Source organism: Tautonia plasticadhaerens, from assembly GCF_007752535.1.
Lineage (GTDB): Bacteria > Planctomycetota > Planctomycetia > Isosphaerales > Isosphaeraceae > Tautonia > Tautonia plasticadhaerens.
The window spans coordinates 722,633-747,434 of record NZ_CP036426.1 but is presented as its reverse complement, the minus strand read 5'-3'; the positions used below and the strand labels follow the sequence as shown (position 1 = coordinate 747,434).

The 24,802-nt window shown below is 71.3% G+C and carries 19 protein-coding genes; 8 read left to right on the top strand and 11 right to left on the bottom strand.

The window, feature by feature from the left end; genetic code table 11:
• The first annotated feature begins 17 nt into the window (after nt 1-17).
• From ElP_RS02780 to ElP_RS02775, 3 genes are all read left to right on the top strand, one after another.
• Complete coding sequence (locus tag ElP_RS02780) at nt 18-833, top strand: ExeA family protein (RefSeq protein ID WP_231749433.1); 816 nt, start codon at nt 18-20, stop codon at nt 831-833.
• A gap of 140 nt (nt 834-973) precedes the next feature.
• Nucleotides 974-1,237 (top strand): hypothetical protein, encoded by a 264-nt coding sequence (locus ElP_RS37555; protein WP_197446670.1) that lies wholly within the window; start codon nt 974-976, stop codon nt 1,235-1,237.
• A 97-nt stretch (nt 1,238-1,334) separates the two neighbouring features.
• Nucleotides 1,335-2,747, top strand: a complete 1,413-nt coding sequence (locus ElP_RS02775; RefSeq protein WP_197446669.1) for a carbon-nitrogen hydrolase family protein — start codon at nt 1,335-1,337, stop codon at nt 2,745-2,747.
• 972 nt (nt 2,748-3,719) lie between these two features.
• Here the strand turns inward: ElP_RS02775 and ElP_RS02770 are convergent.
• From ElP_RS02770 to ElP_RS02740, 7 genes are all read right to left on the bottom strand, one after another.
• On the bottom strand, nt 3,720-5,249 hold the full coding sequence (locus ElP_RS02770) for a hypothetical protein (protein ID WP_145267027.1): 1,530 nt from the start codon (nt 5,247-5,249) through the stop codon (nt 3,720-3,722).
• A 156-nt stretch (nt 5,250-5,405) separates the two neighbouring features.
• On the bottom strand, nt 5,406-5,642 hold the full coding sequence (locus ElP_RS02765) for a LapA family protein (protein ID WP_145267025.1): 237 nt from the start codon (nt 5,640-5,642) through the stop codon (nt 5,406-5,408).
• 67 nt (nt 5,643-5,709) lie between these two features.
• Nucleotides 5,710-6,891, bottom strand: coding sequence for a Rid family hydrolase (locus ElP_RS40510; protein ID WP_145267023.1), 1,182 nt, complete (start codon nt 6,889-6,891; stop codon nt 5,710-5,712).
• 45 nt (nt 6,892-6,936) lie between these two features.
• Entirely contained in the window at nt 6,937-10,365 is a 3,429-nt protein-coding gene (locus ElP_RS02755; protein WP_145267021.1) for an efflux RND transporter permease subunit, read from the bottom strand.
• Between the two features lie 12 nt (nt 10,366-10,377).
• Nucleotides 10,378-11,766, bottom strand: a complete 1,389-nt coding sequence (locus tag ElP_RS02750) for an efflux RND transporter periplasmic adaptor subunit (protein ID WP_197446668.1) — start codon at nt 11,764-11,766, stop codon at nt 10,378-10,380.
• Nucleotides 11,767-12,032: 266 nt separating this feature from the next.
• Nucleotides 12,033-12,740: a hypothetical protein gene (locus ElP_RS02745; RefSeq protein ID WP_145267018.1), complete on the bottom strand. Its 708-nt coding sequence runs from the start codon at nt 12,738-12,740 to the stop codon at nt 12,033-12,035.
• 82 nt (nt 12,741-12,822) lie between these two features.
• Nucleotides 12,823-13,518, bottom strand: coding sequence for a phospholipase D-like domain-containing protein (locus ElP_RS02740; protein ID WP_145267016.1), 696 nt, complete (start codon nt 13,516-13,518; stop codon nt 12,823-12,825).
• Nucleotides 13,519-13,704: 186 nt separating this feature from the next.
• On the opposite strand from ElP_RS02740, the gene ElP_RS02735 reads away from it, so the two are divergent.
• Nucleotides 13,705-13,905 carry a small basic protein gene (locus ElP_RS02735; protein WP_145267014.1) on the top strand — a complete coding sequence of 67 codons (201 nt, stop codon included), beginning with the start codon at nt 13,705-13,707 and terminating at the stop codon, nt 13,903-13,905.
• Between the two features lie 30 nt (nt 13,906-13,935).
• On the opposite strand, the gene ElP_RS02730 is transcribed toward ElP_RS02735, so the two are convergent.
• Nucleotides 13,936-14,223 carry a 4a-hydroxytetrahydrobiopterin dehydratase gene (locus tag ElP_RS02730; RefSeq protein ID WP_145267012.1) on the bottom strand — a complete coding sequence of 96 codons (288 nt, stop codon included), beginning with the start codon at nt 14,221-14,223 and terminating at the stop codon, nt 13,936-13,938.
• 207 nt (nt 14,224-14,430) lie between these two features.
• On the opposite strand from ElP_RS02730, the gene ElP_RS02725 reads away from it, so the two are divergent.
• From ElP_RS02725 to ElP_RS02715, 3 genes are all read left to right on the top strand, one after another.
• Nucleotides 14,431-15,351, top strand: coding sequence for a ZIP family metal transporter (locus ElP_RS02725; protein ID WP_145267011.1), 921 nt, complete (start codon nt 14,431-14,433; stop codon nt 15,349-15,351).
• Nucleotides 15,352-15,524: 173 nt separating this feature from the next.
• Nucleotides 15,525-16,145: a redoxin family protein gene (locus tag ElP_RS02720; protein ID WP_197446667.1), complete on the top strand. Its 621-nt coding sequence runs from the start codon at nt 15,525-15,527 to the stop codon at nt 16,143-16,145.
• A 168-nt stretch (nt 16,146-16,313) separates the two neighbouring features.
• Complete coding sequence (locus ElP_RS02715; RefSeq protein ID WP_145267007.1) at nt 16,314-18,023, top strand: hypothetical protein; 1,710 nt, start codon at nt 16,314-16,316, stop codon at nt 18,021-18,023.
• 217 nt (nt 18,024-18,240) lie between these two features.
• Here ElP_RS02715 and ElP_RS02710 read toward each other — a convergent pair whose 3' ends face one another.
• The 3 genes from ElP_RS02710 to ElP_RS39270 are packed head-to-tail and all read right to left on the bottom strand — an operon-like array spanning nt 18,241 to nt 23,432.
• Nucleotides 18,241-19,191, bottom strand: coding sequence for a sugar phosphate isomerase family (locus ElP_RS02710; RefSeq protein WP_145267005.1), 951 nt, complete (start codon nt 19,189-19,191; stop codon nt 18,241-18,243).
• Nucleotides 19,192-19,245: 54 nt separating this feature from the next.
• Nucleotides 19,246-22,764, bottom strand: a complete 3,519-nt coding sequence (locus tag ElP_RS02705) for a PVC-type heme-binding CxxCH protein (RefSeq protein WP_231749432.1) — start codon at nt 22,762-22,764, stop codon at nt 19,246-19,248.
• Complete coding sequence (locus ElP_RS39270) at nt 22,761-23,432, bottom strand: hypothetical protein (RefSeq protein ID WP_231749430.1); 672 nt, start codon at nt 23,430-23,432, stop codon at nt 22,761-22,763. Before ElP_RS39270 ends, ElP_RS02705 begins: the two co-directional genes overlap by 4 nt.
• Before the next feature lie 296 nt (nt 23,433-23,728).
• On the opposite strand from ElP_RS39270, the gene ElP_RS02700 reads away from it, so the two are divergent.
• Nucleotides 23,729-24,766, top strand: a complete 1,038-nt coding sequence (locus ElP_RS02700) for a prenyltransferase/squalene oxidase repeat-containing protein (protein WP_145267003.1) — start codon at nt 23,729-23,731, stop codon at nt 24,764-24,766.
• Nucleotides 24,767-24,802: the final 36 nt, after the last annotated feature.

Here is a 24,802-nt window from a genome sequence, read left to right as displayed (position 1 = left end):
TCGACCCGGAGCCGGCCGTGTACCAGGACCATTTCGGCCTGAACGCCCTGCCCTTCGCCGAGACCTCCCGACCCGACGCCCCGGTGTCGCTCCCCAGCCGGGAGGCGGCCCGGCGTCGCCTCCGGTACGGGCTGGAACAGGGGCGGGGGCCGGTCCTGCTGTTCGGCCCCCCCGGGTCGGGCAAGACGGTTGTGGCCTCGACCCTGGCGAGGGAGCTGGGGGGTCGGTCGGTCCTCCTCTCCTACCCGGCGATGCCCGCCCCGGAGCTGCTCGCCTTCCTCGCCGACGAGCTGGACGGCCTGGAACGGGCCTCGAGCGCCACCGCCCCCGGCCTGCACGCGACGCTCCGCCGGCTCCGGGGGCAGCTCGCCGGCCCTTCGAGGCGGGGCCGGCCCACCCTGCTGATCGTCGACGAGGCCCACCTGATCGACGATCCGGCGACCTTCGAGGCCCTCCGGCTGCTCCAGAACCTCAACCCCGGCACGGCCCCCGACCTGGGCCTGATGATCGTCGGCGCCCCGGAGCTGCTGCTGCGGCTGCCGCCGGGGCTGGCCGACCGGCTGACGGCCCGCTACGCCCTGGGGCCGCTCTCCGAGTCCGAGTCGGCCTCCTACGTCGTCGGCCGGCTAGAGGCGGTCGGGGCCGATCGCCCGCTCTTCGACCCCGACCAGCTCGCCGCGCTCCACCTGATGGCCGATGGCCTCCCCAGGCGCCTGAATCGGCTGGCCGACCTCGCCCTGCTGATCGCCTTCGCCGAGGGCCTGCCCCGCCCCGACGCCCGGTGCCTGGAGGTCGCCTCGCGGGAGGCCTCACCGGACCTGCTCGCCGCCTGACCCCCTCCGGATCCCTCCGGCCCGGGCGGATGTCGGCGTCGCCGGGTGTCCCATCTTCTCGATTCCTTCGTAATGGGGGACGAGAGGGAGCGACGGCCCGAACGGCCCGGACCGATCGGAGGTGGGGGATGCGCCTTGGGATGCTTGCGGACCCTCGGGTCCATCTGGCCTGCGTGGGCATCGCCCTCGGGGCGTACTGCGCCTCCCCGAGGATGGGGGAGGCCGTCGGCTCGTTCCAGGCGGTCGCGGTCGGCTCGCTCGATCGCCTGGGGGTGGAGACCGGCAAGGCGATCGGGCTCGGCGGCTTCGGGGGGCCCACCTCGCAGGCCGAGGAGTACTCCTACTACCGGGAGATGGATGCCCGCCTCTCGGCCGGGGGGGATCGGGCCGCGGGCCGGTACTGACGCGGGACCCACTTGCGACGGCCGGCATGCCGGGGTTAGCCTCGGGGGGCCGGCCCGAAGACGGCTCGGGGCCGCTCGGCCGGCGGGAGCCCCGCCCATGTACGACGTCCCGCCTCGATCCCGGACCCGGTGCCGCCCGGCCCTGCTCGCCGGTCTGGCCGCGATGATCCTCGGCCCGACGGCCACCGGCCAGGACGAGTCAGCCCCTCCCCCGGGGGCCGACTGGCGTGCCGAGGCTCCACGGGAGGAGATCCGACCCGACTTCGCCGCCGAGCCCGGCGGCGGCCCGGGGGACGCCCCCCGGCTGATCATCTCGGCCGACGATCGCGAGGGGCTCGACGGCGCCTGGACCGCCTCATTCCCGGTCGAGGGGGGCACGACCTACCGGTTCCGGGCCTCCCGGAGGGTCACCGGGGTGGGGGTGCCCCGGATCAGCGCCGTGGCCATGATCCGGTGGCGGGACGACCAGGGGAGGAAGGTCCCGAACGACCGGGGGCTCGTCCCCGGGTTCCTCCGGCAGTGGACCGACGCCCCGGCCGAGGCCGAGCACCCGGTCGACGGCCCGACCGACGAACAGGGCTGGACCGAGGTCTCCGGCACCTACCTCGCCCCGGGAGGGGCCACCTCGGCGCTCGTCGAGTTGAGGCTCCGTTGGCCCTCCCCCGGCGGGAAGGTGGAGTGGAGCGGCGTCGAGTTCGAGCCCGTCGGGCCGATCGAGCCGAGGAAGGTCCGCCTGGCGACGGTCCACCTCCGGCCCCAGGACGGCTCGACCCCGGGGGAGAAGCGCGCCCAGTTCGCGCCGATGGTCGCCGAGGCCGCCCGCCAGGGGGCCGACCTCGTGGTCCTGCCGGAGACGCTGACCTACTACGGCACCGGCCTCTCCTTCCCGGAGGTTGCCGAGCCGGTGCCCGGCCCCTCGACCGAGTACTTCGGCCGGCTGGCGAAGGAACACGACCTGTACATCGTGGCCGGGCTGGTGGAGCGGGACGGGCACCTGATCCACAACGTGGCCGCCCTTCTCGGGCCGGACGGCGACCTGGTGGGGACCTACCGGAAGGTCACGCTGCCGCCCGGGGAGTCGGACGCGGGGATCATGCCCGGCTCGGAGTACCCGGTCTTCGACACCCGGTTCGGCAAGCTCGGGCTGATGATCTGCTACGACGGGTTCTTCCCGGAAGTCGCCCGGCGGCTGGCCATCAACGGCGCCGAGGTGATCGCCTGGCCGGTCTGGGGCTGCAACCCGCACCTGGCCGAGGCGAGGGCGGCCGAGAACCACGTCTTCGTGGTCAGCAGCACCTACGAAGACGTCTCCTCCAACTGGATGATCTCGGCGGTGTACGACCGCTCCGGCTCGGTCCTCTCCCAGGCGACTGAGTGGGGGACCGTCGCCGTGGCCGAGGTCGACTTGAACGACCCGACCGAATGGCCGAGCCTGGGGGACTTCCGGGCCAAGATCGACCGCCATCGCCCGCCAACCGAGGCCGAGCAAGGCGACGCCGCCAGGCCCTGACCGGAAGGACCCGGATCCGGGTCGGTGCGCTTGCCGGTGCGCCCGACAGCCGGCGAAGTCTCCTGACCGATATCTTTGAAACAACGACTGTTGCGGCGATTTTTCCGGGCCTCATTTCGGCCGGAAATGGGTTCGGTCCGTCGAACTGCGCCGGGAGGGCCGACGGCGACCGGCGACCGTTCGCCGTCGGTTGGATCGGGCTACATCCGAGGCGGCGGGGCTCCGTTGGGCCGATCGGCGATGCCGGGGTGAAACGCGGGCCGGACGCGGTCGGTGCGCCGAAGGGTGCGCCGAGCCCGCATCGGAGGGTTGCATCCGAACTCTTTGGAGAGGATCGGCTTGCGTCCCAAATTGGCTCGAAATCCCGGCCGAGAAATGGGTTCGCTCCGTCGATCGCGCCGGGACGACCTGCGTCGCTCCTCGGCGCGTTTGCATGGTCGTCCTCCGGGGATCGGGGTGGTGCCCGGCTCGACGGGCCTTGGCGGGTCCGGGACCGGGTCGGTGCGCCGACCGGGGCGGGAGGGCGTCGGCCGGAAATTCGGGCCGATCCCTTTCCCATGAAAGGGCTTGCAGCACTTCGTCGCGGACCGCAGTGCGGGCAAAGTGGGTTCGCTCCGCGCCAGGCGCACCGTCGAGGGCTGACCCGAGTTGGGTGGGGAAATGGGGGGGCCTGATAGAGAAGGAGCGGGGACGGCCGACCGATCGGGGAACCGATCGTCGCGGTCGGCGCGAGGCGTCGCGGGAGCGGGGGCCTCGATCTATATCATCGTGATCGGGGCGACCGGCAGTCACTCGAACCGGGAAATGGTCGGGGATCGCCCCGGGACGGACCGGACCGGTCGCCGGTCGTCTAGGCCTCGCCGGGGGTCCGGCCCCCGGGCGTCCCTGCCGGGGACGAGAACGGGCCGGATCTCCCCGGGGGGGATCGGCCCGTCTCGGTCGAGGTGGCGGGGGGAGGGTGCCGGGTCGGGGTTAGAACTCGACGCCGTAGCGCTGGGTGAGGGTGCGACGGAGATTGGCCTCCTCGGTCTTCATCACCGCCCAGACCTGGGACTGCTGGGAGATGGCCTTGATGTTCTCCTGGCGGGTGATGCGGTTCATCGCCACCTTGGAGGTGCCGCCCTCGATACTCATGCCGTAGCCGTAGCCGTAGTATCCGCCGTAGGCCCCGTAGCCGACGGCCCCGACGCCGAAGCCGGTGCCGCCCTGGGCGGCCTCGGTGGTGCCCCGGGCGGCGATGTTGAGCTTCACCCCCTTGGCCGACGCGGCGAGGTTCCGCAGGGTGATCGAGATCTTGGCGCCGAAGTCGACGACCTCGGGGTCGACGCCGAGGATCGGCAGGTGGTCGATCTTGTCGGCGTAGCGGTCGCACCAGAGGGCGATCTGGCGCTGGGTGTCGTCCTTGTCCTCCAGGTCGTCGAGCAGGGTCTGCACGTCGTCGAGGTAGCGTTTGGTCGCCGGGACGGTGACGGCGATCCCCTCTGTGGTGGGGGAGTCGGCGGAGGGGGCGGGGACCGCGGGGGAGCCGTCGGCGGCGTTGGTGGGCAGGGCGATGATGCTGGCGATCCGGCGGGCCATCCGGGTGGTGACGGGGCCCCGGAAGGTGATCGCCTTGTCCTCGACGAGGATGCTCCAGTCGCGGAAGTTGGCGATGTCGGCGCCCAGGCCCTGGAGGATTTCATTGAGCAGGGGCTTGGCGATCCGCTCCAGGGGCGCGGTGGAGCGGTCGAAGTCGATCCGCATCCAGCCGTAGAGCTCGGCGTCGGCCTTGATCCGGATCGTCGCCCCCCGGACGCTGGCCAGGGTCTCGGCGATGGCGTCGAGGTCGTCGACCTTGATGTCGACCGAGGTCGCCTGGGCGACGTGCGGCTTGATCTGCTGGGGGGAGGAGAGGTAGGCCAGGTCGAAGGCCATGAGGAACTGGCACTCGTCGGCCTGGAACTCGCGCTGGGCCTGGCGGAGGTAGTCGGAGACGACCACATCGGTCCGCTTCTGGGCCGCGGTCGCCCATCGGAGCACGCCGGGGCGGTCGACCGGCGAATAGATGCCGATGAGCTTCGGCCCGAAGGGGACGTAGAACAGCTCACGGGGGGACCAGACGACGGGGATCGCGTCGGCCGAGTCGACGGTGCCCGCCTCCGCGTCGGCGATCTGCTCGGGGGTGACCGGGGCCGAGAGCGAGACCAGGGCCAGCTCCCAATCCGCCTCCCGGCCGCCGACCCAGTCGACCTTGGAGGCGAAGACCGTGTACTCGGCCTCCGGGTTGAGGTGGGACATCGGGCCGGCCGCCGCATCCTGGTCGGTCTTCCAGCCGTCCTTCAGGGCGATGGGGGTGTCGAAGAGGTCGGCGGAGCGGACCAGGACGATGGCGTTGGCCGTCTCCGGCACCAGCCACATCATCCGCTCGAATTCACCCTGGGCCGAGGCCGGCCGGGCGACGGCCGCCAGCGCGGCGATCGCGGCAATCGCCGCTCCCAGGGGACGCGCCACGGGACCGATCATGAGGAGACCTCCGAGAAGGGAAGATGGAGGAGATGGGGGTTCGAGTCGAGGAGATGATTCTAGCGGACGCCACGTCGGATCACAAAGACTTGAAGTGAATCATCGGTCCCGGGGGGTCCGGACGCGGCGGTGTCCGGACCTCCGGGGCCGGGCTGGTCAGTCGTGGTGGCGGTGCTCCGACGCCCGGGAGATCGAGTGGCGGAGGAAGCCGATGACCGTGCCTCCCGTGAGCATCCCCAGCAGGTAGACGGCCGCCAGGACCACGAACAGGGGGGCGGTGACCTGGACGTCCGTGAAGGGGAATGCCACCTCGACGGCCGGCCGGTTGACCACCGCGAAGGCGATGAAGGCAACGAGGAGCAGGATCAGCAGGATCAGGTAGACGATGCGCATCCGAGGCTCCGATCGGGAAGGGTGGGGGGATTCGGCGTCTCTTGTCGGCCGAACGCGGGTTGTCGGCTCAGGGATCCTGCGAAGATCGGGCCGGGACGACGGCGATCATGTCGAGCGTGAGGGAGCGATCGGGGGGGCCGACGCCGGGCACCTGCGCCTTCGAGGCGGCGGGGGGACGCTCGGGGTCGTAGTAACGCGGCCGGAGGTCGTTGAGGGCCCGACTCGCGTCGTCGTCGGAGACGTAGTAGGTGGCCTTGGCGAGGTGGTCGAGGTCGCCGCCGGCCTCGCCGAGGATCTCGGCCAGTTCGTCGAAGATCGCCCCCACCTGCCCGACGCCATCGGAGTCGGCGGGTCCGAGGAGCCCGGAGGTGAAGACGAGGTCGCCCCGGTTCACCCGGGCCACCCGGCTGAAGACGGGGGAGGCGGCGAGCTTCGGCGTCTCTAGGTAGTCGATCGGCCCGTCGCCGCCCGGCCCCGGGGCGGCGGCGACCAGCTCGATCTCGATCGGGAGGTCGCTCTCCCACTCGACCAGGACCAGGGGAGGGGGCAAGGACGCCTCGAAGAAGGCGATCACCTCACGCTCGACGACCTCGGCGGAGTCTCCCGGCGCGTAGAAGGCCTTGAGCTGGACGACCTGGTCGGCGCCGATCCCGAGGTGATCGAGGGTCTCCGCCAGGCCCAGGAGCGTCTCCCGGGTGGCGGTGGCGAGGTCGTCGGCCGGCTCGGCCTGGCCGGAGACGAAGACCCGGGGGCCGGCGGGGAGGACGGAGATCGAGACGGGGGCACGCGGGATCCGGCCGACGGCGTCCCGGTCGGTCGTGGCCACGGCGTCGGCGGCGATCCGGAGCCAGGGGCGAGGGAGGGCGCCGACGACGACGGTGAGGCCGGGGCCGTTCCCGTCGGGGAAACGCCCGGCCAGGGTCGATCGGAGCGCGGGGAGCAGCCCGGGGTCGTCCAGGACGACGTGGAGGCGGACGGCCCGATCCAGGCCGGAGCCGACGGCCCGGAGGGCGAAGTCGAGCCGGTCGAGCACCTCCGAGGCGAGCTGGTCGGGGGACGGGTTCGCGGTCGGCTCCGAGGGCGCAAGGGCCTGGGACGTGAACAGCAGGGCCGTCTCGGCGGGGACGACCACGGCGGCGGGGGTGCCCGTCGACGGGTCGGGCCGGACGCGACGGACGGCCGGGTCGTCCGGGGGGCCAAGGATGGCGGCCGAGAGGACCGCGAGGAACGCCGAGGGGCCGTGAGGCATGGGGAGGGTCCTCCGTCAGGGCCGAGGACGTCGGCCGATCGAGTCTCAGGGCCGGGGAGCCGTCTCCCCGAGGCCGTCGTGACCGTCGTCGCCGTTGCCGGCGGCGACGCCCACGCCGACGGGGACCGGCGGGGAGTTTTCGCCGCCGGGGCGGTCGGCGGCCCGGCCCTGGCCGGAGGTGAGGGCCCGGATGACGACGTAGAAGACGGGGGTCAGCAGGATGCCGAAGGCGGTGACGCCGAGCATCCCGGAGAAGACCGCGACCCCCAGCGCCCGTCGCATCTCGGCCCCGGCGCCGACGGCCCGGACCAGGGGGACCACGCCGAGGATGAAGGCGAAGGAGGTCATCAGGATCGGCCGGAGCCGGAGCATCGAGGCGTCGACGGCGGCCTCGCGGCGGGGGAGGCCGCCGGACTCCTTCTCCCGGGCGAACTCGACGATGAGGATGGCGTTCTTGGTCGCCAGGGCGACGAGCACGACCAGGCCGATCTGCGTGAAGATGTTGTTGTCCATCCCCGCCAGGTACACCCCGCCGATGGCGCAGAGCAGGCACATCGGCACGATCAGGACGATCGACAGCGGCAGGCTCCAGCTCTCGTACTGGAAGGCGAGCACGAGGAAGACGCAGAGCACGCAGAAGGGGAAGACGAAGATCGCCGTGTTCCCCTCCAGCTTCTGGAGCAGGGTCAGCTCGGTCCACGCGGTCCCCATGCCCCGGGGGAGTTCCCCGGAGGCGAGCCGCTCCATCGTGGAGACGGCCTGGCCGGAGCTGGCGCCGGGGGCGGGGGCGCCGTTGATGGCGGCGGCGGGGAACATGTTGTAGCGCTCGACGATCGTCGGGGCGCCGATCTCCCGGACCCCGGCCAGGGCCCCGATCGGGACCATCTTGCCGTCGGCCCCCCGGGTCTTGAGCTGCGCGATCTGGTCGGGGCGGAGCCGGTAGGGGGAGTCGGCCTGGACGTTGACCTGCCAGTTGCGGCCGAAGCGGGTGAACTGGTTGACGTAGAGCGAGCCGAGCTCGATCTGGAGCGTCTCGAAGATGTTGTCCAGGGGGACGCCCATCGAGCGGGCCATGTCCCGGTCGATGTCGATGAAGTACTGGGGCACGTCGGCCCGGTAGCTGGAGAAGAGGCCGGCGATCGCCGGCTGGCCCGATCCGACCTCGACGAGGTTGGCGACGGCCCCCTGGATGGCCTCGGGGCCGAGGTCGGCGCGGTCCTGCACCATCTGCTTGAAGCCGCCGACGCTGCCCAGGCCCTCGACCGGGGGGGCGCCGAAGACGCTGACGATGGCGTCCTCGTCCCGGGAGGTCTTCGAGGCGAAGGCGCGGAGCACGGCGTCGGCCGAGAGCTCGGGGCGGCCGGCCCGCTCCTCGAAGGGTTCGAGGACGACGAACATCGAGCCGACGTTGGATTGGTTCGTCGCGTTCAGGGCCGAGTAGCCGACCATGTCGATGGTGTGGGCCACGCCGGGGATCTCGCGGGCGAGTCCGGAGAGGCGGGAGACGACGGCCTCGGTGCGGCCGAGCGAGGCGGCGTCGGGGAGCTGCGCGTTGACGACGAGGTATCCCTTGTCCTGCGACGGGATGAAGCCGACCGGCACGGCCCGGAAGCCGAGATACGTCAGCCCGAGCAGGCCGACGTAGACGACCAGGACGAGGGCCGAGAGGCGGATCAGCCCGCCGACGACCCGGCCGTAGACCTTCGTGATCGCCTCGAAGACGAGGTTGAAGCCCCGGAAGAAGCCGCCGATCAGGCGGTCGAGCCCGACGCCGACGAACCAGCCGACCGCCGCCCCCGCCAGGGCGACGCCGGCCCGGGCGGCGAGGGCCCCCGCCCCGTCGAGCCCGGCCGATTCGACGATCACGGCCCCGAGGAGTGCGTCGGCGAGGTAGCCGAAGAAGAGGACGTAGGCGAGCCTCGGCAGGGCCCAGGAGCGGGAGGCGGCGTGCCCGTCGTGGTCCTGGTGGGGCTTGAGCAGGATGGCGCAGAGGGCGGGGCTGAGGGTGAGCGAGTTGAAGGCCGAGAGGGCGGTGGAGACGGCAATCGTCAGGGCGAACTGCTGGTAGAACCGGCCCGAGATGCCGCTGATGAAGGCGACGGGGACGAAGACGGCGAGCATGACGAAGGTGGTGGCGATGATCGGCCCGATCACCTCGGTCATGGCCCGGCTGGTGGCCTCCCTCGGCGTGAAGCCGAGGGCGAGGTTGCGCTCGACGTTCTCGACGACGACGATGGCGTCGTCGACCACGATGCCGATGGCCAGCACCAGGCCGAACAGCGAGAGATTGTTCAGCGAGAACCCGAACAGCGCCATGAAGATGAAGGTGCCGATCAGGGAGACCGGCACGGCGACCATCGGGATGATCGTGGCCCTCCAGTTCTGGAGGAAGACCAGGACGACGAGGAAGACCAGGACGAAGGCCTCGATGAGCGTGTGGACGACGCTGGTGATCGACTCCTCGATGAACTGGGTCGTGTCGTAGACGATCTCGTAGTCGAGGCCGGAGGGCCAGCTGGAGCCGGCCTCCAGCTCGGCCATCTTGGCGTAGATTCCCTCGGCGGTCTCGACGGCGTTGGATCCGGGGAGTTGGAAGACGGCGAGGGTGATGGTGGGGTCGCCGTCGAGGTAGGTGTCCACGTCGTAGCTGCGGGCACCCAGCTCGATCCGGGCCACGTCCCGGAGGCGGGCGACCCGGCCGTCGTCGCCGGTCTTGACGATGATCCGCTCGAACTCCTCGGCCTCCAGCAGCCGCCCCCGGGTGCTGAGCGAGTACTGGAAGCCGACGTCGTCGGGAGCCGGCTGCTGGCCGAGCCGGCCGGCGGCGACCTGGACGTTCTGCTCCCGGATGGCGGCGACGACGTCGGAGGCGGTCAGGTCCAGGGCCGAGAGGCGGTCGGGGTCGAGCCAGACCCGCATGCTGTACTCGCGCTCGCCGAGGAAGGTCACGTCGCCGACCCCGGGCAGCCGGGCGAGTTCGTCCTTGACCTGGAGGGTGGCGAAGTTGCTCAGGTAGAGCTGGTCGTAGCGGGAATCGGGGGAGACGAGGTTGACGCAGAGGGTGATCGAGGGGGACTTCTTCTTGGTGGTGACGCCGTTACGCTTGACCTCGTCCGGCAGCTTGGCCTCGGCCGTGCTGACGCGGTTCTGGGTGAGGACCTGGGCGTTATCCAGGTCGGTGCCGACCTCGAAGGTGACGTTCAGGGTGTACATGCCGTCGGAGGTGGAGACGGAAGACATGTAGAGCATGTCCTCGACGCCGTTGACCTCCTTCTCGATCTCCGAGGCCACCGTGTCGGCCACCGTCTGCGCCCCGGCGCCGGGGAAGGTGGTGGTGACGGAGACCGTCGGCGGGGTGATCTCCGGGTACTGGGCCACCGGCAGGGAGGTCAAGGCGATGCCGCCGAGCAGGACGGTGAGGATGGAGAGCACCGCCGCGGCGATCGGCCGCTTGATGAAGAATTCGGTGAACATCGGCGGCGATCCTCAGCGGGGGGCGTCGGGTCCGGCGTCGGGGGCGATGGCCTCCGCGTCGGGTTGGGGCTCGGGCTCGGGCTCGGGCTCGGGCTCGGGCTCGGGCTCGGGCTCGGGGAGTTGTTCCATGCCGGCGGCCTCGTTGGAGGCGGAGGTGGCGAGTTCGCTCGGGGGGGCCTCGGGGGCCTCGGCGGCGGCGGAGGAGAGGGCCTCGGCGGCCCCGGGGGGCAGGGGCATGGGCACCTCCCGGGGGTCGACCTGCACCCCCTCCCGGACGCGCTGGATGCCGCTGACGAGGACGCGGTCGTCGGCCGAGAGCCCCTCGGTGACGACCGTCATGCCGGCGATCGTCGGCCCGAGCCCCAGGAGCCGGCGCTCGACGCGTTCGCCGTCCCCCAGGACGTAGGCGAAGCGGATCCCCTGGTCGGAGCCGAGGGCGGTCTCGGCGATCAGCAGCGCGTCTCGGGGGTCGCCGGTCGGGACGCGGACCCGGGCGAAGAGGCCGGGGGTGAGCAGGCGGTCGGCGTTGGGGAAGACCCCCCGGGCCCGGAGGGTGCCGGTGGCGGGGTCGAGGCGGTTGTCGGCGAAGTCGAGGATGCCGACGTGGGGGAAGCCGGGCTCGTCGGCCAGGCCCATCTCGACGGGGATGCGGGCCTCCCGGATGCGGGCGGGGTCGACCTCCTCCCCCCGGCGGTCGGAGGCGTCCTTGCGGTAGCGGAGCAGGGCGCGCTCGTCCACGTCGAAGTCGACGAACATGGGGTCGACCGAGACGACGGTGGTCAGCAGGTTGGCCTCGGACTGGCCGGCGGTGATCAGGTTGCCCACGTCGACGAGGTGGGCGCCGGCCTGCCCGACGATCGGGGACTTCACCTCGGTGAAGCTCAGGTCCAGCCGGGCGCGGTCCAGTTCGGCCTCGGCGGCCTTGGCCTCGGCGACGGAGACGTCGTAGGCGGCGGCGGCCCGGTCGAAGTCCTGCCGGCTGCCGACGTCCCGCTGGGCGAGCCTGCGGTAGCGTTCGCGCTCGACGGCGGTGAGCCGGGCCTGGGCGTTGGCCTGCTCGACCCTCGCCTCGGCCAGCGCGACGGCGTCCTCGTACTCTCGGGGGTCGATGACGAAGAGGACCTGGCCGGCCTCGACGAGGTCCCCGGCCTCGAAGCGGATCTCCTTCAGATAGCCCTGCACCCGGGCCCGGATGTCGACCGTGGCGACGGCCCGGGTCCGGCCGGTGTACTCGTCGAAGTCGACCACCGGCCGGACCAGCGGCGAGGAGACCGAGACCGGCTGCGGTCCCGGGGTGACGATCGATGGCTCGGCGCTCTGGCAGCCGGAGACCGCCAGGCAGAGGATCGCCGTGGGGGCCGGGGCCAACGCCCGGCGGAAGACGGGGGCGAGGCAACTCATGATGTCGGGGTGGTCCGGGGGGCGATGGGACGGTCGGAGACCGGGCGACCTTCCGGGGCTCGGGACGCCCCGGATGCCGGGCGGTCGGCTCGGATCGACGTCCATCGTAGGCGGGCGGAGGGCCCCCGTCGAGGCTCCGGCGGACCGCCCTTTTCCGGGCCCCGTCGGGGGGGCCCTCTCGAATCGTTCGGGCGCCTCGGTTGGGCCCAGGGCGCCCGGAAGGCCGGCGAGCGGGCCCGGCCCTCCGGCCGATTACCCGGCGCCGATCAGGAGATCGTCGGCCCCCCTGCCCTCCCCTCGCCCGGACGCCGGAGCACGGCCCGGGAGAGGCCGACCGCCAGGGCGACGGCCCCCAGCCCGAGCCCGGACAGCAGGATGCCGGGAGGCTCGGGGATGGCCCGGATCAGCGACCCTTCCCGGAAGAAGAGGTCGTTGTTCGGGTCCGATGAGCCGAGGTAGCGGCCGCCCAGGTAGCCGTCGGTGGGCCTCCCCCGGACCAGGAACCGCCCGCCCTCCTCCTTCCGGAGCACCGCCGCGTAGATCTCGCCGGGGGTCAACGCCACGGTGCTGCCGAAGACGAACAGCGCCTCGCTGCCGGTCACGTTCTTCGGGTCGTCGAAGGTGGCGCCGGCGCCGAAACCGTCGCCCAGGGCCACGGTCCCGCTGGTGGCCAGGATCGTCGACAGGTCGCCGGTCATCAGCTCGACGAAGAAGGATCCGCCCCGGCCGTCGGACGGCTCGTCGTCCTGGAGGAAGAAGGCGATGGCGTCGATCCCCGAGAAGGTCGGGGTGAAAGACTGGCCGATGAGGCTGGTGGGGAAGACCGAGTTGTCGAGGTTGATGCCGAAGTACTGCCCGGCGGGGGGGGGATCCGGCGGCGGGAAGGACTGGTCGACAATCAGTTCCGCCCTCGAGGGCAGGCTAATCAGCGCCAGGATGATCGCGGACAGGCCGAGCCGACGCGGCAGGTTCATGGGTCGCTCCTCCTCGGGGACGGCCCGGGGACGGACGCCCCGGAACCGAGGAGGACAGGGTGCCCGACGCGGCTGGGTGTCGTCAAGCAAGCAGGCTCCAGAGCCGGTCGAACTCGCGGAGGAAGGCGGAGACGAGGACGGGGTCGGCGGTGATGACGAAATTCTCGAAGTTGTGCTCGGCGGCCCCCCGGGTCCAGTTGTAGCTGCCGGTCAGAAGCGCGGTGCGGTCGAAGACGGCGAATTTGTGGTGCATGTGGTTGGGGTCGCGGTCGGTGTGCAGGGGGATGCCCGCGCGCCGGAGGTCCTTGATGTCGGAGCCGAGGTCGTGGGCCTTGTCGTCGTCGGAGATGATCCGGACGGCCACGCCCCGGCGGTGGGCGTCGAGGATCGCGGAGGTGATCCGGTCGTCGGTGATGGTGAAGACGCAGACGTCGGCCGACGTCCGGGCCCGGCCGAACAGCCCGGCGATGGCCCGGGGGCCGGAGTCCCCCGGCGTGAAGAACGCCCCCGACTCGGGGGGCTCCTCCCGGGAGGAGGAGGCGCGGTGGGCCAGCAGCTTCTCGACCCCCTCCAGCCAGTCGAGCACCTCCGGCCCGCCCCCGGAGGCCGTCGCCGACCGGGCCAGGGCGAAGGCCCGGTTCCGCCAGAAGGCGAGCGTGTCGTGGTCCGCCGGGGCGGCGTCGAGGTGCTCGCCGAGGGTCTGCCGCTCCCCCCGGGAGAGGCGGAAGTCGTCGAGGGTCCGCGACAGCAGGGCGTCGATCCGGGAGGCGTCGGGCATCGGGGAGGCTCCTGGGTTGGGTCCGGGTCGGCTCGGCCTGGCCAGGCGCCAGGCTCGGCCCGGCTCGGCTTGAAGTCGGGCGGGAGGGGTTGCTATGATGTCCCGTTCGAGCCCGGATCGAACGCGAGGACGTCCGAAATCGTGCCCCCCCGACCCCGGGAGGCAGGGGGGACGGGAGCTGACCCGATGTCGATGGACAAGAGCTTGAAGAAGGCCAGCGGCCTGACCCGTCAGCGCAACGTGCAGACCCGGGCCGAACGCCTGGCGATCCTCCAGGAGGATGAGCGCTGGACCCAGGAGAACCCGGTCTACGGCCTGCCGAAGACCCGCTACAAGGAGATGGCCGCCGGCCAGTCGGGCCCCAAGCGCCCGGGGGCCGAGGACTGAGTTGGCCCCGGCGGGCGGCCGGCCCGGGGCTCAGCGGTCGTCCGGCAAGGCATTGAGTTCGGCGGCGAGTTCGAAGTCCTTCTCGGTCAGGCCCCCGTCGGCACGGCTGTTCAGCTCAATCCGGACGGTGCGGAAGCCGAGGACGACCTCGGGGTAGTGCCCGATCCGGTCGCTCACCCCCCGAGCCTGGACGACGAACTCCAGGGCCCGGCGGGCCGAGGCGAATTGCCAGGTCCGCACGAGCATGTCTCCGAGGTGCTCCCAGCCCCGGATCGACGCCAGCCGGGCCTGAATCTCGTCGTCTCTGAGCTTGGCCATGCCGCCCTCCTCTTCGGGTCGGGACGCGCGAGTCGCCGGCCCTGCGGGGGCGCGGGGGCCGGGCCGACGCGGACGGCCGGGATCGATCGAATCGCAATTATCCCCGGACGCCCGCCGACGGGCAAGGGGTGGTCCTCGCCCCCCGTCGCTCACCCCCGGGCCTCCCTGATCCTCGAACCGATCGGCCCGAGGGAGGGCCCGTCGCGCATGACCCTCGCCCTGGCCCTCAGTTGCCTCTCGGTCGTCGTCGTCAGCCTGCTCGGCGGCCTCTTGCCGCTGGTCTCGACCCTGACGCACACGAGGTTGCAGCTCTACCTGAGCTTCGCCGCCGGCACGATGCTCGGCGCCGCCTTCTTCCACATGATGCCCGAGGCGGTCGCCTCCGGTTCCTCGGCCACCCTGCGATGGGCCGCCGGGGGACTGACCGCCCTCTTCCTGCTGGAACGGTTCTTCGCCTTCCACCACCACGAGGCCCCCGCCTCGGCAGGCCCGCACGACCACGAGCACCATCACGACCACGCCCCTCACCACGACCACTCACCGCCGACCGGCACCCCTCGGGCCCGGGTCGAGGCGCCGACGTTGAACTGGACGGCGGCCGCGGTGGGGTTGGCGGTCCACAGCCTGATCGGCGGCGTGGCGCTGGCCAGCGCGGTGGTGACCGACTATGCCACCCGGGGGGGCTTCGGGGCCGCGAGCTGGGGGGTCCTGCTGGCGACGGTGGTGCACAAGCCCGCCGACTCGCTGACGGTCGTGAGCCTGATGCTCCGGGCCCGGTCGCCGCAATGGCTGGCGCACGTGGTGAACTTCGGGTTCTCGCTGATGATCCCGATCGGCGTGGCGCTCTTCCTGGTCGGGATGCTGCTGCTCGACGCCCCGTACTCGGCCTCCCTGACGGCCTCGGCCCTCGCCTTCTCGGCCGGGACGTTCCTCTGCATCGCGCTGAGCGACCTGCTGCCCGAGTTGCACTTCCACTCCCACGACCGGACCAAGCTCTCGGTCGCGTTCCTGCTCGGCCTGGGCCTGATGCTGGTCAGCTCCTTCGGCGAGGGGGACCACGCCCACGCGATGGAGGAGGCCCACGAGCATGAGGCCCACGAGCTGGGTCCCCCCGACGAGCGAGACTGAGCGTCGGGTCGGTGCCCCCCCGATGCGGCGATGAGGCGGCCTTCGGGATGTCGGGATGTCGGGATTCCCCGGCATTTCCCGAGGATCGGCGGGGGAGCGTCGCTAAACTGGGCCGAGGGGCTCGCTCGAATGGTCACGACTGCCGGCCCGAAGACGGTGGAGGTCCGCACCGGATGGATGTGACTCCGACACACCGACCGTCCCTGGCCTTGCTGGCCGCCTTGCTGATGGGCCTTCCCGGGCCGGCGAGGGGAGAGGATGACCGACCGGCCGACCGCCTGCCGGGCGCGGTCGAGGTGCTCGGCGTCGACGGCAGGCCGATGACCCTGGAGGCCCCCGAGGGCGGGGTGCTGGCGATCGCCTTCCTCTGGACCCCCTGCCCCAATTCGAACCAGTACAGCCCGACCCTCAACGCCATCGCCGGGGAGTTCGGCACGGATCGGGTCCGCTTCGTCGGCCTGTTCGTCGACGCCGACCTGACCGACGCCGAGGTGGCCGCCCACGCCGAGGAGTACGCCCTGGGGTTCCCGATCGGCCGATCGGGCGCCGTCCGCCTCGCCCGGGAGCTGGGGGTGGGGACGGTGCCCTCGGCGGTCGTGGTCGACGACGCCGGGCGGATCCGCTATCGGGGGCGGATCGACGACCAGTTCTTCGACCTGGGGCGCCGCCGCCAGGTCGTCCGGTCTCACGACCTGAAGGACGCCATCGCCGCGTTGCTGGGCGGCGAAGAGGTCCGTGCGCCCCGGACAGAGGCGATCGGATGCACCCTCCCCGATTTCGGCCCCGGCGGCTGAAGCGATCGGGATTTCAAGGAATGAGAGGACGCCAGGACCGAACAGCGTCCGCCCGCACCGCTCATCCGGTCGATCGACCGGAGGCCCTCGTCCGAGCGGCCGACCGCGTGTGGCCTGCCTGATCGCAGGCCGGCGGCCCCGGAGTCCCCGGAACCAGGAGTGTCCCCCGTGATTCGACGGCTCGGCCTGACCAGGTCCCCCATCGTCGGCACCGGCTTCGGCGCCGTGGCGATCCTCAGCCTCTCGTCCGTCTATGCCTACATCGACCCCGACGGCATCGACCGCATGACCGGCGGGGCGGTCCCCGGGGCCTCCTGCCCGTCGACGTCTTCCCGCTCGTGTCCCACCCTGGGAGTCGAGGCGGCCTCGGCCTCATGCGACGCCTCGGAGGACGTGGAGTCGGTGCCGACCCCCGTCGTGGGGACGTCCGCGCTCCCCGACTGCTGCCAGGGGGGGGCTTCGGGCCGGAGTGCCTTGCTGGCCTCGTTGGCCCTGGACGGGTTCGAGGAGGGGGCCGGCGACCGGACGACGACGGTCGGGGATGCCGCCGAGGGGGCCGAGGCCCCGACCTACACGAAGGACGTCGCCCCGCTCTTGCAGGCGAATTGCCAGGAATGCCACCGGCCGGGCCAGGTGGCGCCGTTCACGCTCCTCTCCTATGAGGACGCCCGCACGCACGGGCCCGACCTGGCGACCGTGACGCTCGACCGCCGGATGCCCCCCTGGCTGGCCGACCCCGAATTCGGGGACGTGGGATTCCGGCACGACCGGAGCCTGACCGAGGCCGAGATCGAGACGTTCCAGGCCTGGGTCGACGCCGGGATGCCCGAGGGGGATCCCGCCGACCTGCCCCCCGTCCCGGAGTTCTCCGAGGGCTGGGCGCTCGGCGAGCCGGACGTGATCATCGAGATGCCCGAGCCGTTCGAGATCCCCGCCGGGGGCCTGGACGTCCACCGCTGCTTCGTGATCCCGAACCCGTTGCCCGAGGACGCCGAGGTCATCGGCATCGAGTACAAGCCGGGCAATGCCCGGGTCGTCCACCACGTGCTCGGCTACATCGACATTTCGGGCGAGGCGAGGAAGAAGGACGCCGAGGACGAGTTGCAGGGCTACGAGTGCCAGGGCGGGCCGATGATCGACATCCGGGGCGACCTCGGCGGCTGGGCCCCGGGCGCCAACCCCGACTTCTTGCCCGAGGGGATCGGCCGGATCCTGCCTAAGGGCTCGGACATCGTGTTGCAGGTCCACTACCACCCCGACGGCAAGCCCGAGGCCGACGTGACCAGGATCGGCCTGCACCTGGCCCCCAAGGACCGGCCCATCAAGAAGGCCCTGCACTGGTGGGCCGCCGGAAACACCGACTTCCGGATCCCGGCCGGGGACGGGGCATATGAGGTCGTGGCCGACACCCTGCCGCTGCCCTGCGACGTGGAGGTCCGCGCCGTCGCCCCGCACATGCACTTGCTGGGGACCGACATGACCATGTATGCCGAGACCCCGTCGGGGGAGCGGATCGACCTGATCCGGATCGACCGGTGGGACTTCAACTGGCAGCTCCAGTACATGCTCGAACGGCCGGTCGTCCTGCCCGCCGGGTCGGTGGTGAAGGCGATCGCCCACTACGACAACAGCGCCGACAACCCGAACCAGTCGGTCGAGTCTCCGATCGACGTCAAATTCGGCGACTGGACGACCGACGAGATGTGCTTCGGCTTCTTCGCCTCGACCAAGGTCGACCAGGACCTGACCGAGGGTGACGACGACGACCTGCACCTCCTCTTCCGCACGCAGCTGGACGAGGCATATAAGCAGATGGAGCAGGAACGCCGCTCCCGGGGCACCCGGGCCGGGGACGCCGAATCCGGCAGCGAGGAGTAATACGGAATCGCCTGAATCGATCACCTTCGGGTGGCCGGGGTCTCGTCCGCGAGACCCCAGCCACCCCGGCCACCCGAAGGCGTGTCTCCCAGGCAACGCGGTAGAATCCGGGCTCCGGGCCCTCGAAATCGCGACGCCCCCGGGATCCCTGCGGAGGGAGCCCGGGGGCGTCTTCGTAGCTCGGGTCGAGGGCGATCGGGAGTCGGGCCCGCCTCGCTCAGTTCATCTCCGGCTCCAGGGGGCCGGCCAGCTCATTGAGGAAGAAGAGGCGGCCGGGCATCGTGGGCATGAAGGAGCTGGGGACCCAGGGGTCGGGGCCGTAGCGGAGGGTCATCCAGAGGCTGGTGCCCTGCCACTGCATCCCCCGGCCGAGGATGCCGTCGGCCCCGCCGATGATCCGGTCGGCCTGGAGGAACAGGCCGGGGCCGATCGTGTTGGCGAAGGCCGGCACCAGGGTCGTCCGGCTCTTGAAGCTGGTCAGCGCGTTCTGCTCGATCGTCAGGGGATGCAGCCGGGCGCCGATGCGGTGGGTCTGGGCCTTCCAGGCGTCGAGGTCGTTGAACTCGGCGGCGAAGTGGGGCTCCCAGAAGGCGATGTGGCAGACCCGGCCGATGCCGAAGATGACGACCAGCTCCGCGCCCTTCTTCTTCAAGTCGCCGATGCGGTCGCCGTATTCGGGGAGGCGATCCGCCGTGGCGAACCAGCGGCGATCCTTCGGGACGCTGGCCGGGCCGAGCGGGCCGTAGAAGGCCCCCTCCATCGCGTTGGTGAAGGCGCCCGGGTCGTTGGCGGGCAGGGTGTTGCCCTGGGCGTCGGACCACTCGTCCATGTTGAAGCCGTGGCAGTGGTCGGCCGAGACGCCCCACTCCTTCAGGAAATAGACGGCCCAGCGGTACATCCCCATGGGGCCGACGGGCAAGATCATGGCCAGTTCCCTACCCTCCTGGCGGGTCCTCCGGATCGCCTGGGCGATCTCGTGGCCCATCATCACGTCGAAGTCCTCGACGGAGGCGCAGGGGACGGGCTCGAAGCCGTCGGCCCAGAACGGCTGGCGGTCGGTGACGGAACCGGGGGGGTGGGAACAACACGCGTCGATCTTGGCGAGGTCCCAGCCGGAGGGCAGGAAACCCTCCATCATCGAGCCCTTGAAGGTGCTGAGCAGGTTCATCGGCGGGGTGGCTCCGAGGGGGGAGATGTCGAGAGGCCGGGTTCGCTCGGTCGTTCATCGACCGTCGGACGAGCGGGTGTTGGGGGTGGCCGGCGCCGGGGTCGGGTCGTCGAGCGGTTCGAGGGCGATGTTGCGGAAACGGACCTCCATCGGCCCTCCGGAGTGGAGTTGCAGGGCGAAGATGCCGCGACGGGCCCCCTCGGGGTCGTCGAGGTCGACGCATTTCTCCCCGTTCAGGGACGTCTCGATCTTCGAGCCCCGGGCGACGATCTCATACGTGTTCCACTCGCCGGGCCTGATGTGTTCCTCCCCCGATTCGTCCCAGAGCAGGCCCCGGCCGAGTTCCTCGTAGAGCTTGCCCCACCAGCCGGCGCCCATGTCGGCCTGGTAGCCCTTCACCTCGCCGTCGGGGAGTGCCTCGCCGCGGAACTGGATGCCGCTGTTCTCGGAGTTCGGGGTGAGCTTGACGTCGAGGGTGAGGCGGAAGTCCCCGGCGACGAGTTCACTCTTGAGGAATTCGTTGTGATCCAATCCGTCGGTCCTGCCGACGATCGCGCCGTCCTCGACGCCCCACAGGTCGGGGTCGCCGACCCAGCCGGTCAGATCCTTGCCGTTGAAGAGCATGAAGCCCGTGTCCCGGGTGAGCAGGACGGGCACCTGGGACGCGCTGGCGAGGTAGGCGACGAGGGAGCGGACCTCGTGCCCGGAGAGGTTGGCCCAGAGGTCGTCGGGCATCATCGACAGGTCACTCAGTGCCCGCTCGTCGACCTCGTCGGCCGGGACGATGACCGTCTCGTTGGCGGTGACGAGCGTGATCGCGTCCTGATCCTCGGCCTTGATGATGCCGGTGAGGACCCGGCCGTCGGCGGTGGCGACGAGGTGGGCCTGGTAGTCCTTGCCGATGAGGGCCGAGGGGTCGAGGACGTTGGAGAGGATGTAGTCGAGGTCGGCCCGGTTCGAGCCGGTCAGCTCGGGTCCGACGTCGCCGCCCTGGCCGAAGAGCTGGTGGCACTGGGCGCAGGTCTTCACGAACATGGCCCGGCCGAGCGAGAGGTCGGGCTCGACCTCCGCGGCCGAGGTGAGCATGGCCTTGAACTCGGCGATCCGGGCGGCGCGGTCGGCGGGGGTGTCGCGGACGGTGCCCCAGACCTCGGCGATCCGGGCGTCGACCGCCTCGTCGCCGAGGTTGCGGAGCTGGCGGACGATGTCGGCCGAGAGGTCGGAGGCGGGGACGCCCCCCTGCCCCACCGCGTCGAGCAGGGCCTTCGCGTAATAGGGGCGGGAGGCCAGGGTGTTGAGGGCGTCCCGGCGTTCGGCCAGCGAGAGTTTCGGATAGATCTCGAGGACGGATTCGGGCGTCTCGACGTCGTCGAAGTCGGCCAGGGCCCGGAGGGCGGCGCCCCGGACCTCGGGGTCGCCGAGCAGGTGGCGGAGCTGGCCCGGCAGGCCCTCGGCCCTCGACTTGCGAAGGGCCTCCAACGCGTCTCGCCTCAAGGAGGGGTCGGCCGAGGGGTCGGTCAGGGCCTCGAAGAGGGCGCCCCGGGCGGAGGCGTCGCCGAAGGTGAGGGCGAGCGCCGTGGCCTGGGAGCGGAGGACCTCGTCTCCGTCGTTGAGTAGCGAGCGGAAGACGGCGGGCCATCGTTCCGGCATGGCGACCTGGCGACGGCCCTTGAGGGCCTCGTTGACGCCGCCGAGGATCGTCGCCTGGGCCTCGGACGGCTCGGCCGACCCCAATCCATCGACCAGCAGGGCGATCGCCTCGTCGGTGCCGATGGCCCCGATCCGACGGACGGTGAACTCCAGCAGGCGGGGGATGGGCGACTTCGAGGCCAGGGCGAGGGCCCGGCCCGGCTCGGCGGCGGCCTTCGGCTCCAGGGCGTACCAGAGCATCAGGGGGATGTTGTGGTCGTCGGCGTCCTCGGCGTGCTGGGTGAGGGCTTCGAGGATGGCCCAGCTGGCGGAGGAGTCGGCCGGCATCCGCTGCAATGCCGAGGCGAGGGCGAGCCGGACGACGGGGGACGGATCGGACTTCGCCAGTCCGGCGAAGTGGGCGAGGTGTTCGTCGGACGCTTCGCCGTCTTCCATGGCCAGGCGGATCGTCCAGGCGCGGACGCTCGCGGCATCGCTGACGAGTCCCCGTTTGACGTGCTCGTCTTCCAGTCCGCCGGTCCCGTGCAGGGTCCAGAGAAGCCGGAGGCGGGTGGTCTCGGGCAGGATGTGGCTGGCAGCCGGGCCGCCGAGGTTGGGCACACCCGATTCCATTGGATCGAAGGCAAGCTTCGCGAGTTTCTCGCGGGCCTCGCCATCGAGCCCGCGTTCCTGGAGAATTCGGTGAGCATGCCGGTTGTGCCATGCGTTCTGGGGCTCGTAGGTGAGCGCCCCCGTCCTGACAACGGGTCGGAGGCCGGCCGCGAGGGTAATCAGTTCGTTTTGATCGAGCGATTTGAGGTCGACGACGGCATCCGGCCTCGGGTCCCCGTACGAAACCTTGAACACGCGGCCCTTGCTCTTGTCGTGGACGGTGGCGTCGGGGACGTGGCACTGCTGGAGGTCGTACCAGTCGATCATCCAGGCGTCGCCGTCGGGTCCCTGGCGGAGGGCGATGATCTGGGAGGCTCGGTCGTTGGCGAGGAGGAAGTCCGGGGCGTGTCGGCCGATGAAGCCGGAACCGGAGGGCTCGGGGACGTCTCGGTTGAGCCGGGCGCCGTGGATGTTGTTCATGAAGAGGGAGCCGCGGTACTCCTCGGGCCAGGCGTCCCCCTGGTAGATCATCAGGCCGGAGTGGGCGTGGCCGCCGCCGGCGGCGTCGGAGCGGTCGTTGCCGCGGTGGGGGTTGTTGCCGAGGTAGTGGACGTGGTCGCCGATGGTCTTGATGTCGTCATAGGTGTAGAGATTGAAGTGCTGCCCGGCCTGGCGCTGGTAGCGGCCCCCCTGGACCATGTGGTAGAGGTGCGGGATGACGCAGGCCTCGATGAAGCAGTTGCCGTACTCGTCGAAGTCGACGCCCCAGGGGTTGCTGGTCCCTTCGGCGAAGACCTCGAACTCGTGCCGCTGCGGGTGGTAGCGCCAGACGCCGCCGTTGATGGGGATGCGCTCCTCATCGGGGGTTCCCGGCGCGCCGACCCTCGAATGCGTGAAGACGCCGTGGCAGCCGTAGAGCCAGCCGTCGGGGCCCCAGGTGAAGCTGTTGAGCGTCTCGTGGGTGTCTTCCAGTCCCCAGCCGTCGAGCAGGACGACGGGCTCGCCGTCGGGGACGTCGTCGCCGTCTTCATCCGGGATGAACAGCAGCTCGGGGGCGGCGCCGACCCAGACGCCGCCGAAGCCGTATTCGAGGCCGGTGGCCATGTTCAGGCCTTCGGTGAAGACCTTGCGGGAGTCGAACCGGCCGTCGCCGTCCTCATCCTCGAAGATGAGGATGCGGTCCTTGCCCTGCCCTTCGGGGGCCTTGAAGGGGTAGGTGTGGTTTTCGAGGATCCAGACGCGGCCGCGGTCGTCGAGGGTCATGGCGATGGGGCGGACCACGTCGGGCTCCCCGGCGGCGAGGGTGACGCGGAAGCCCTCGGGGACGGTCATCGCGGCGGCCGACTCCTCGGGGGAGAGCCCGGCGTGGGCGTAGGCGTCGGGGGGGGGAGTGGGTCACGGGCGGGGAGGTCGGGCCGCTCGGGGTGGAGCCGGAAGTCGTCGAAGTTGAGGTGGCCCCAGCCGCCGGAAACCTGGTCGACGAGGCGGATCCGGAGGCGTTCGCCCCGGTGTTCGGAGAGGTCCACGACGACCCGGCCGAGGTCCTCGGTGTTCTCGCCGTTGGCCTCGGCGATGACCCGGCCGGAGTCCGCCAGGACCAGCTCGACCCGGGTGCCCCGGTCGGCCCCCCCGGCGACGAGGAAACTGGCGAAGGGGTGGGTGATCGGGAACGGTACGGAGGTGAGCGTGCCGCCGGGCTCGTCGCCGAGGCGCTCGAACGTGCCGATCCAGTAGCGGCCGGCGTGGTTGCTCTTCATGTCTCCCCGGCGCGGGGAGACGGTGTCCCCCTCGATCGGCTGGTCCCGGAAGGCGTCCCCCTCCGCGGTCCAGTCGTCGAGGGTGCCGGTTTCGAAGTCGAGGTTGAGGGGGCGGCCCTGGGCGTCGGCGGGGAGGACGCCGACCGCCGTCGATTGGTCGTCGGCCCGGAGGAGAGTCGGGCCGGCCAGGAGCACGACGGTGAGCGCGAGGGCCGGGGCCATGGGGGGGCGGATCGGTGTCATGATGGCTCTCTCAACGGGGGCGGACCTCGCGTCTCGGCGGGAAGTGTTCACCATACCAGCAGGGGGGATGGGGCTCAATCGGGGCGGGGGCTCCGGATCTCACGCAGAGCCGCAGCGTCGCGGAGAGGGAGAAGAGGAGAGAGGAACGGAGCGGAGGTGAGGTATCTTGACGGGGTCGCGGTTCGGGACGATCCCTGCCAACGTTCCTTGCCCGGTCGATTGGACGGGGAGAGAATGAGTCGAGGAGTCGTCGGATCGGCCGCGAGATCGGGACCAGAGCACCCGGAGGAGGATGGATGATGATGCGTCGATGGTGGTGGGCCTCCCCGGTGGCGCTGGGTGCGATGCTCCTGGTCGGCGGCGGCCCGGCCCGGGGGGAGGACGGGCCGACGGGGGAGGCGATCCGGGAGGCAATGGGGCGGGGACTGGCCCTGGTGCAGAAGGCGGCCGACAACTACCCGGACCATCGGGATTGCTTCTCCTGCCACCACCAGACGCTCCCGGCGATGGCGATGGCCGCGGCCGATCGCGCCGGGGCGGAGATCGACCGGGATTTGCTGGCGGAGATCGTCGGCTTCTCCGCCGACTCCTTCACCGTCCACCGGGAGCAGCTCGAGAAGGGTGCCGGGATCGGGGGCAGCTCGATGACCGTCGGCTACGGGCTCTGGACCTTCCTCGAAGGGGGACGGCCGCCCGACGCCCTCTCCGACGCGATGGTCGGCTTCCTGCTGAAGAATCAGAACGACGCGGGACGCTGGCAGAGCAACAGCGGGAGGCCGCCGCTGGAGGGGTCGGATCTGATGTGTACGACCCTCGCCGCCTACGGGATCCGGGAGTTCTCCCCCCTGCTCTACCGATCGCTCTCGAAGGAGGCGGAGGAGAAGGCGAAGGCGTGGCTCCTGGAGGTCGAGCCCGCGGACCAGGAAGACCGCGCGGCCAAACTCTGGGGACTCTGGTTGCTCGACGCGGACGAGGAGGCGATCGCGTCGGCCCGCTCGGCCGTGCTCGACGCCCAGCGGCCCGACGGCGGCTGGGCGCAGCTCGACGGCGACGCGATGGCCAGCGACGCCTACGCGACCGGCCAGGCCTTGACGCTGCTGGCCCGGACCGGCTTCCCGACGGACGACCCGGGGTACTGTCGCGGCCTGGGCTTCCTTGTCGACTCCCAGTGTGAGGACGGCTCCTGGTTCGTCGAGACGAGGGCCCGGGGGTTCCAGACCCCGTTCGACAACGGCGACCCGCACGGCGCGTCGTCGTTCATCTCGGTGGCGGCGACCTCCTGGGCGGTCTCGGCGCTGGCCGAGGCCCTGGCCGACTCCCCCCCGCCCCCATGAGCCGGGAGGGGGACTCCTCGGGGGGAGGTCGTCGGC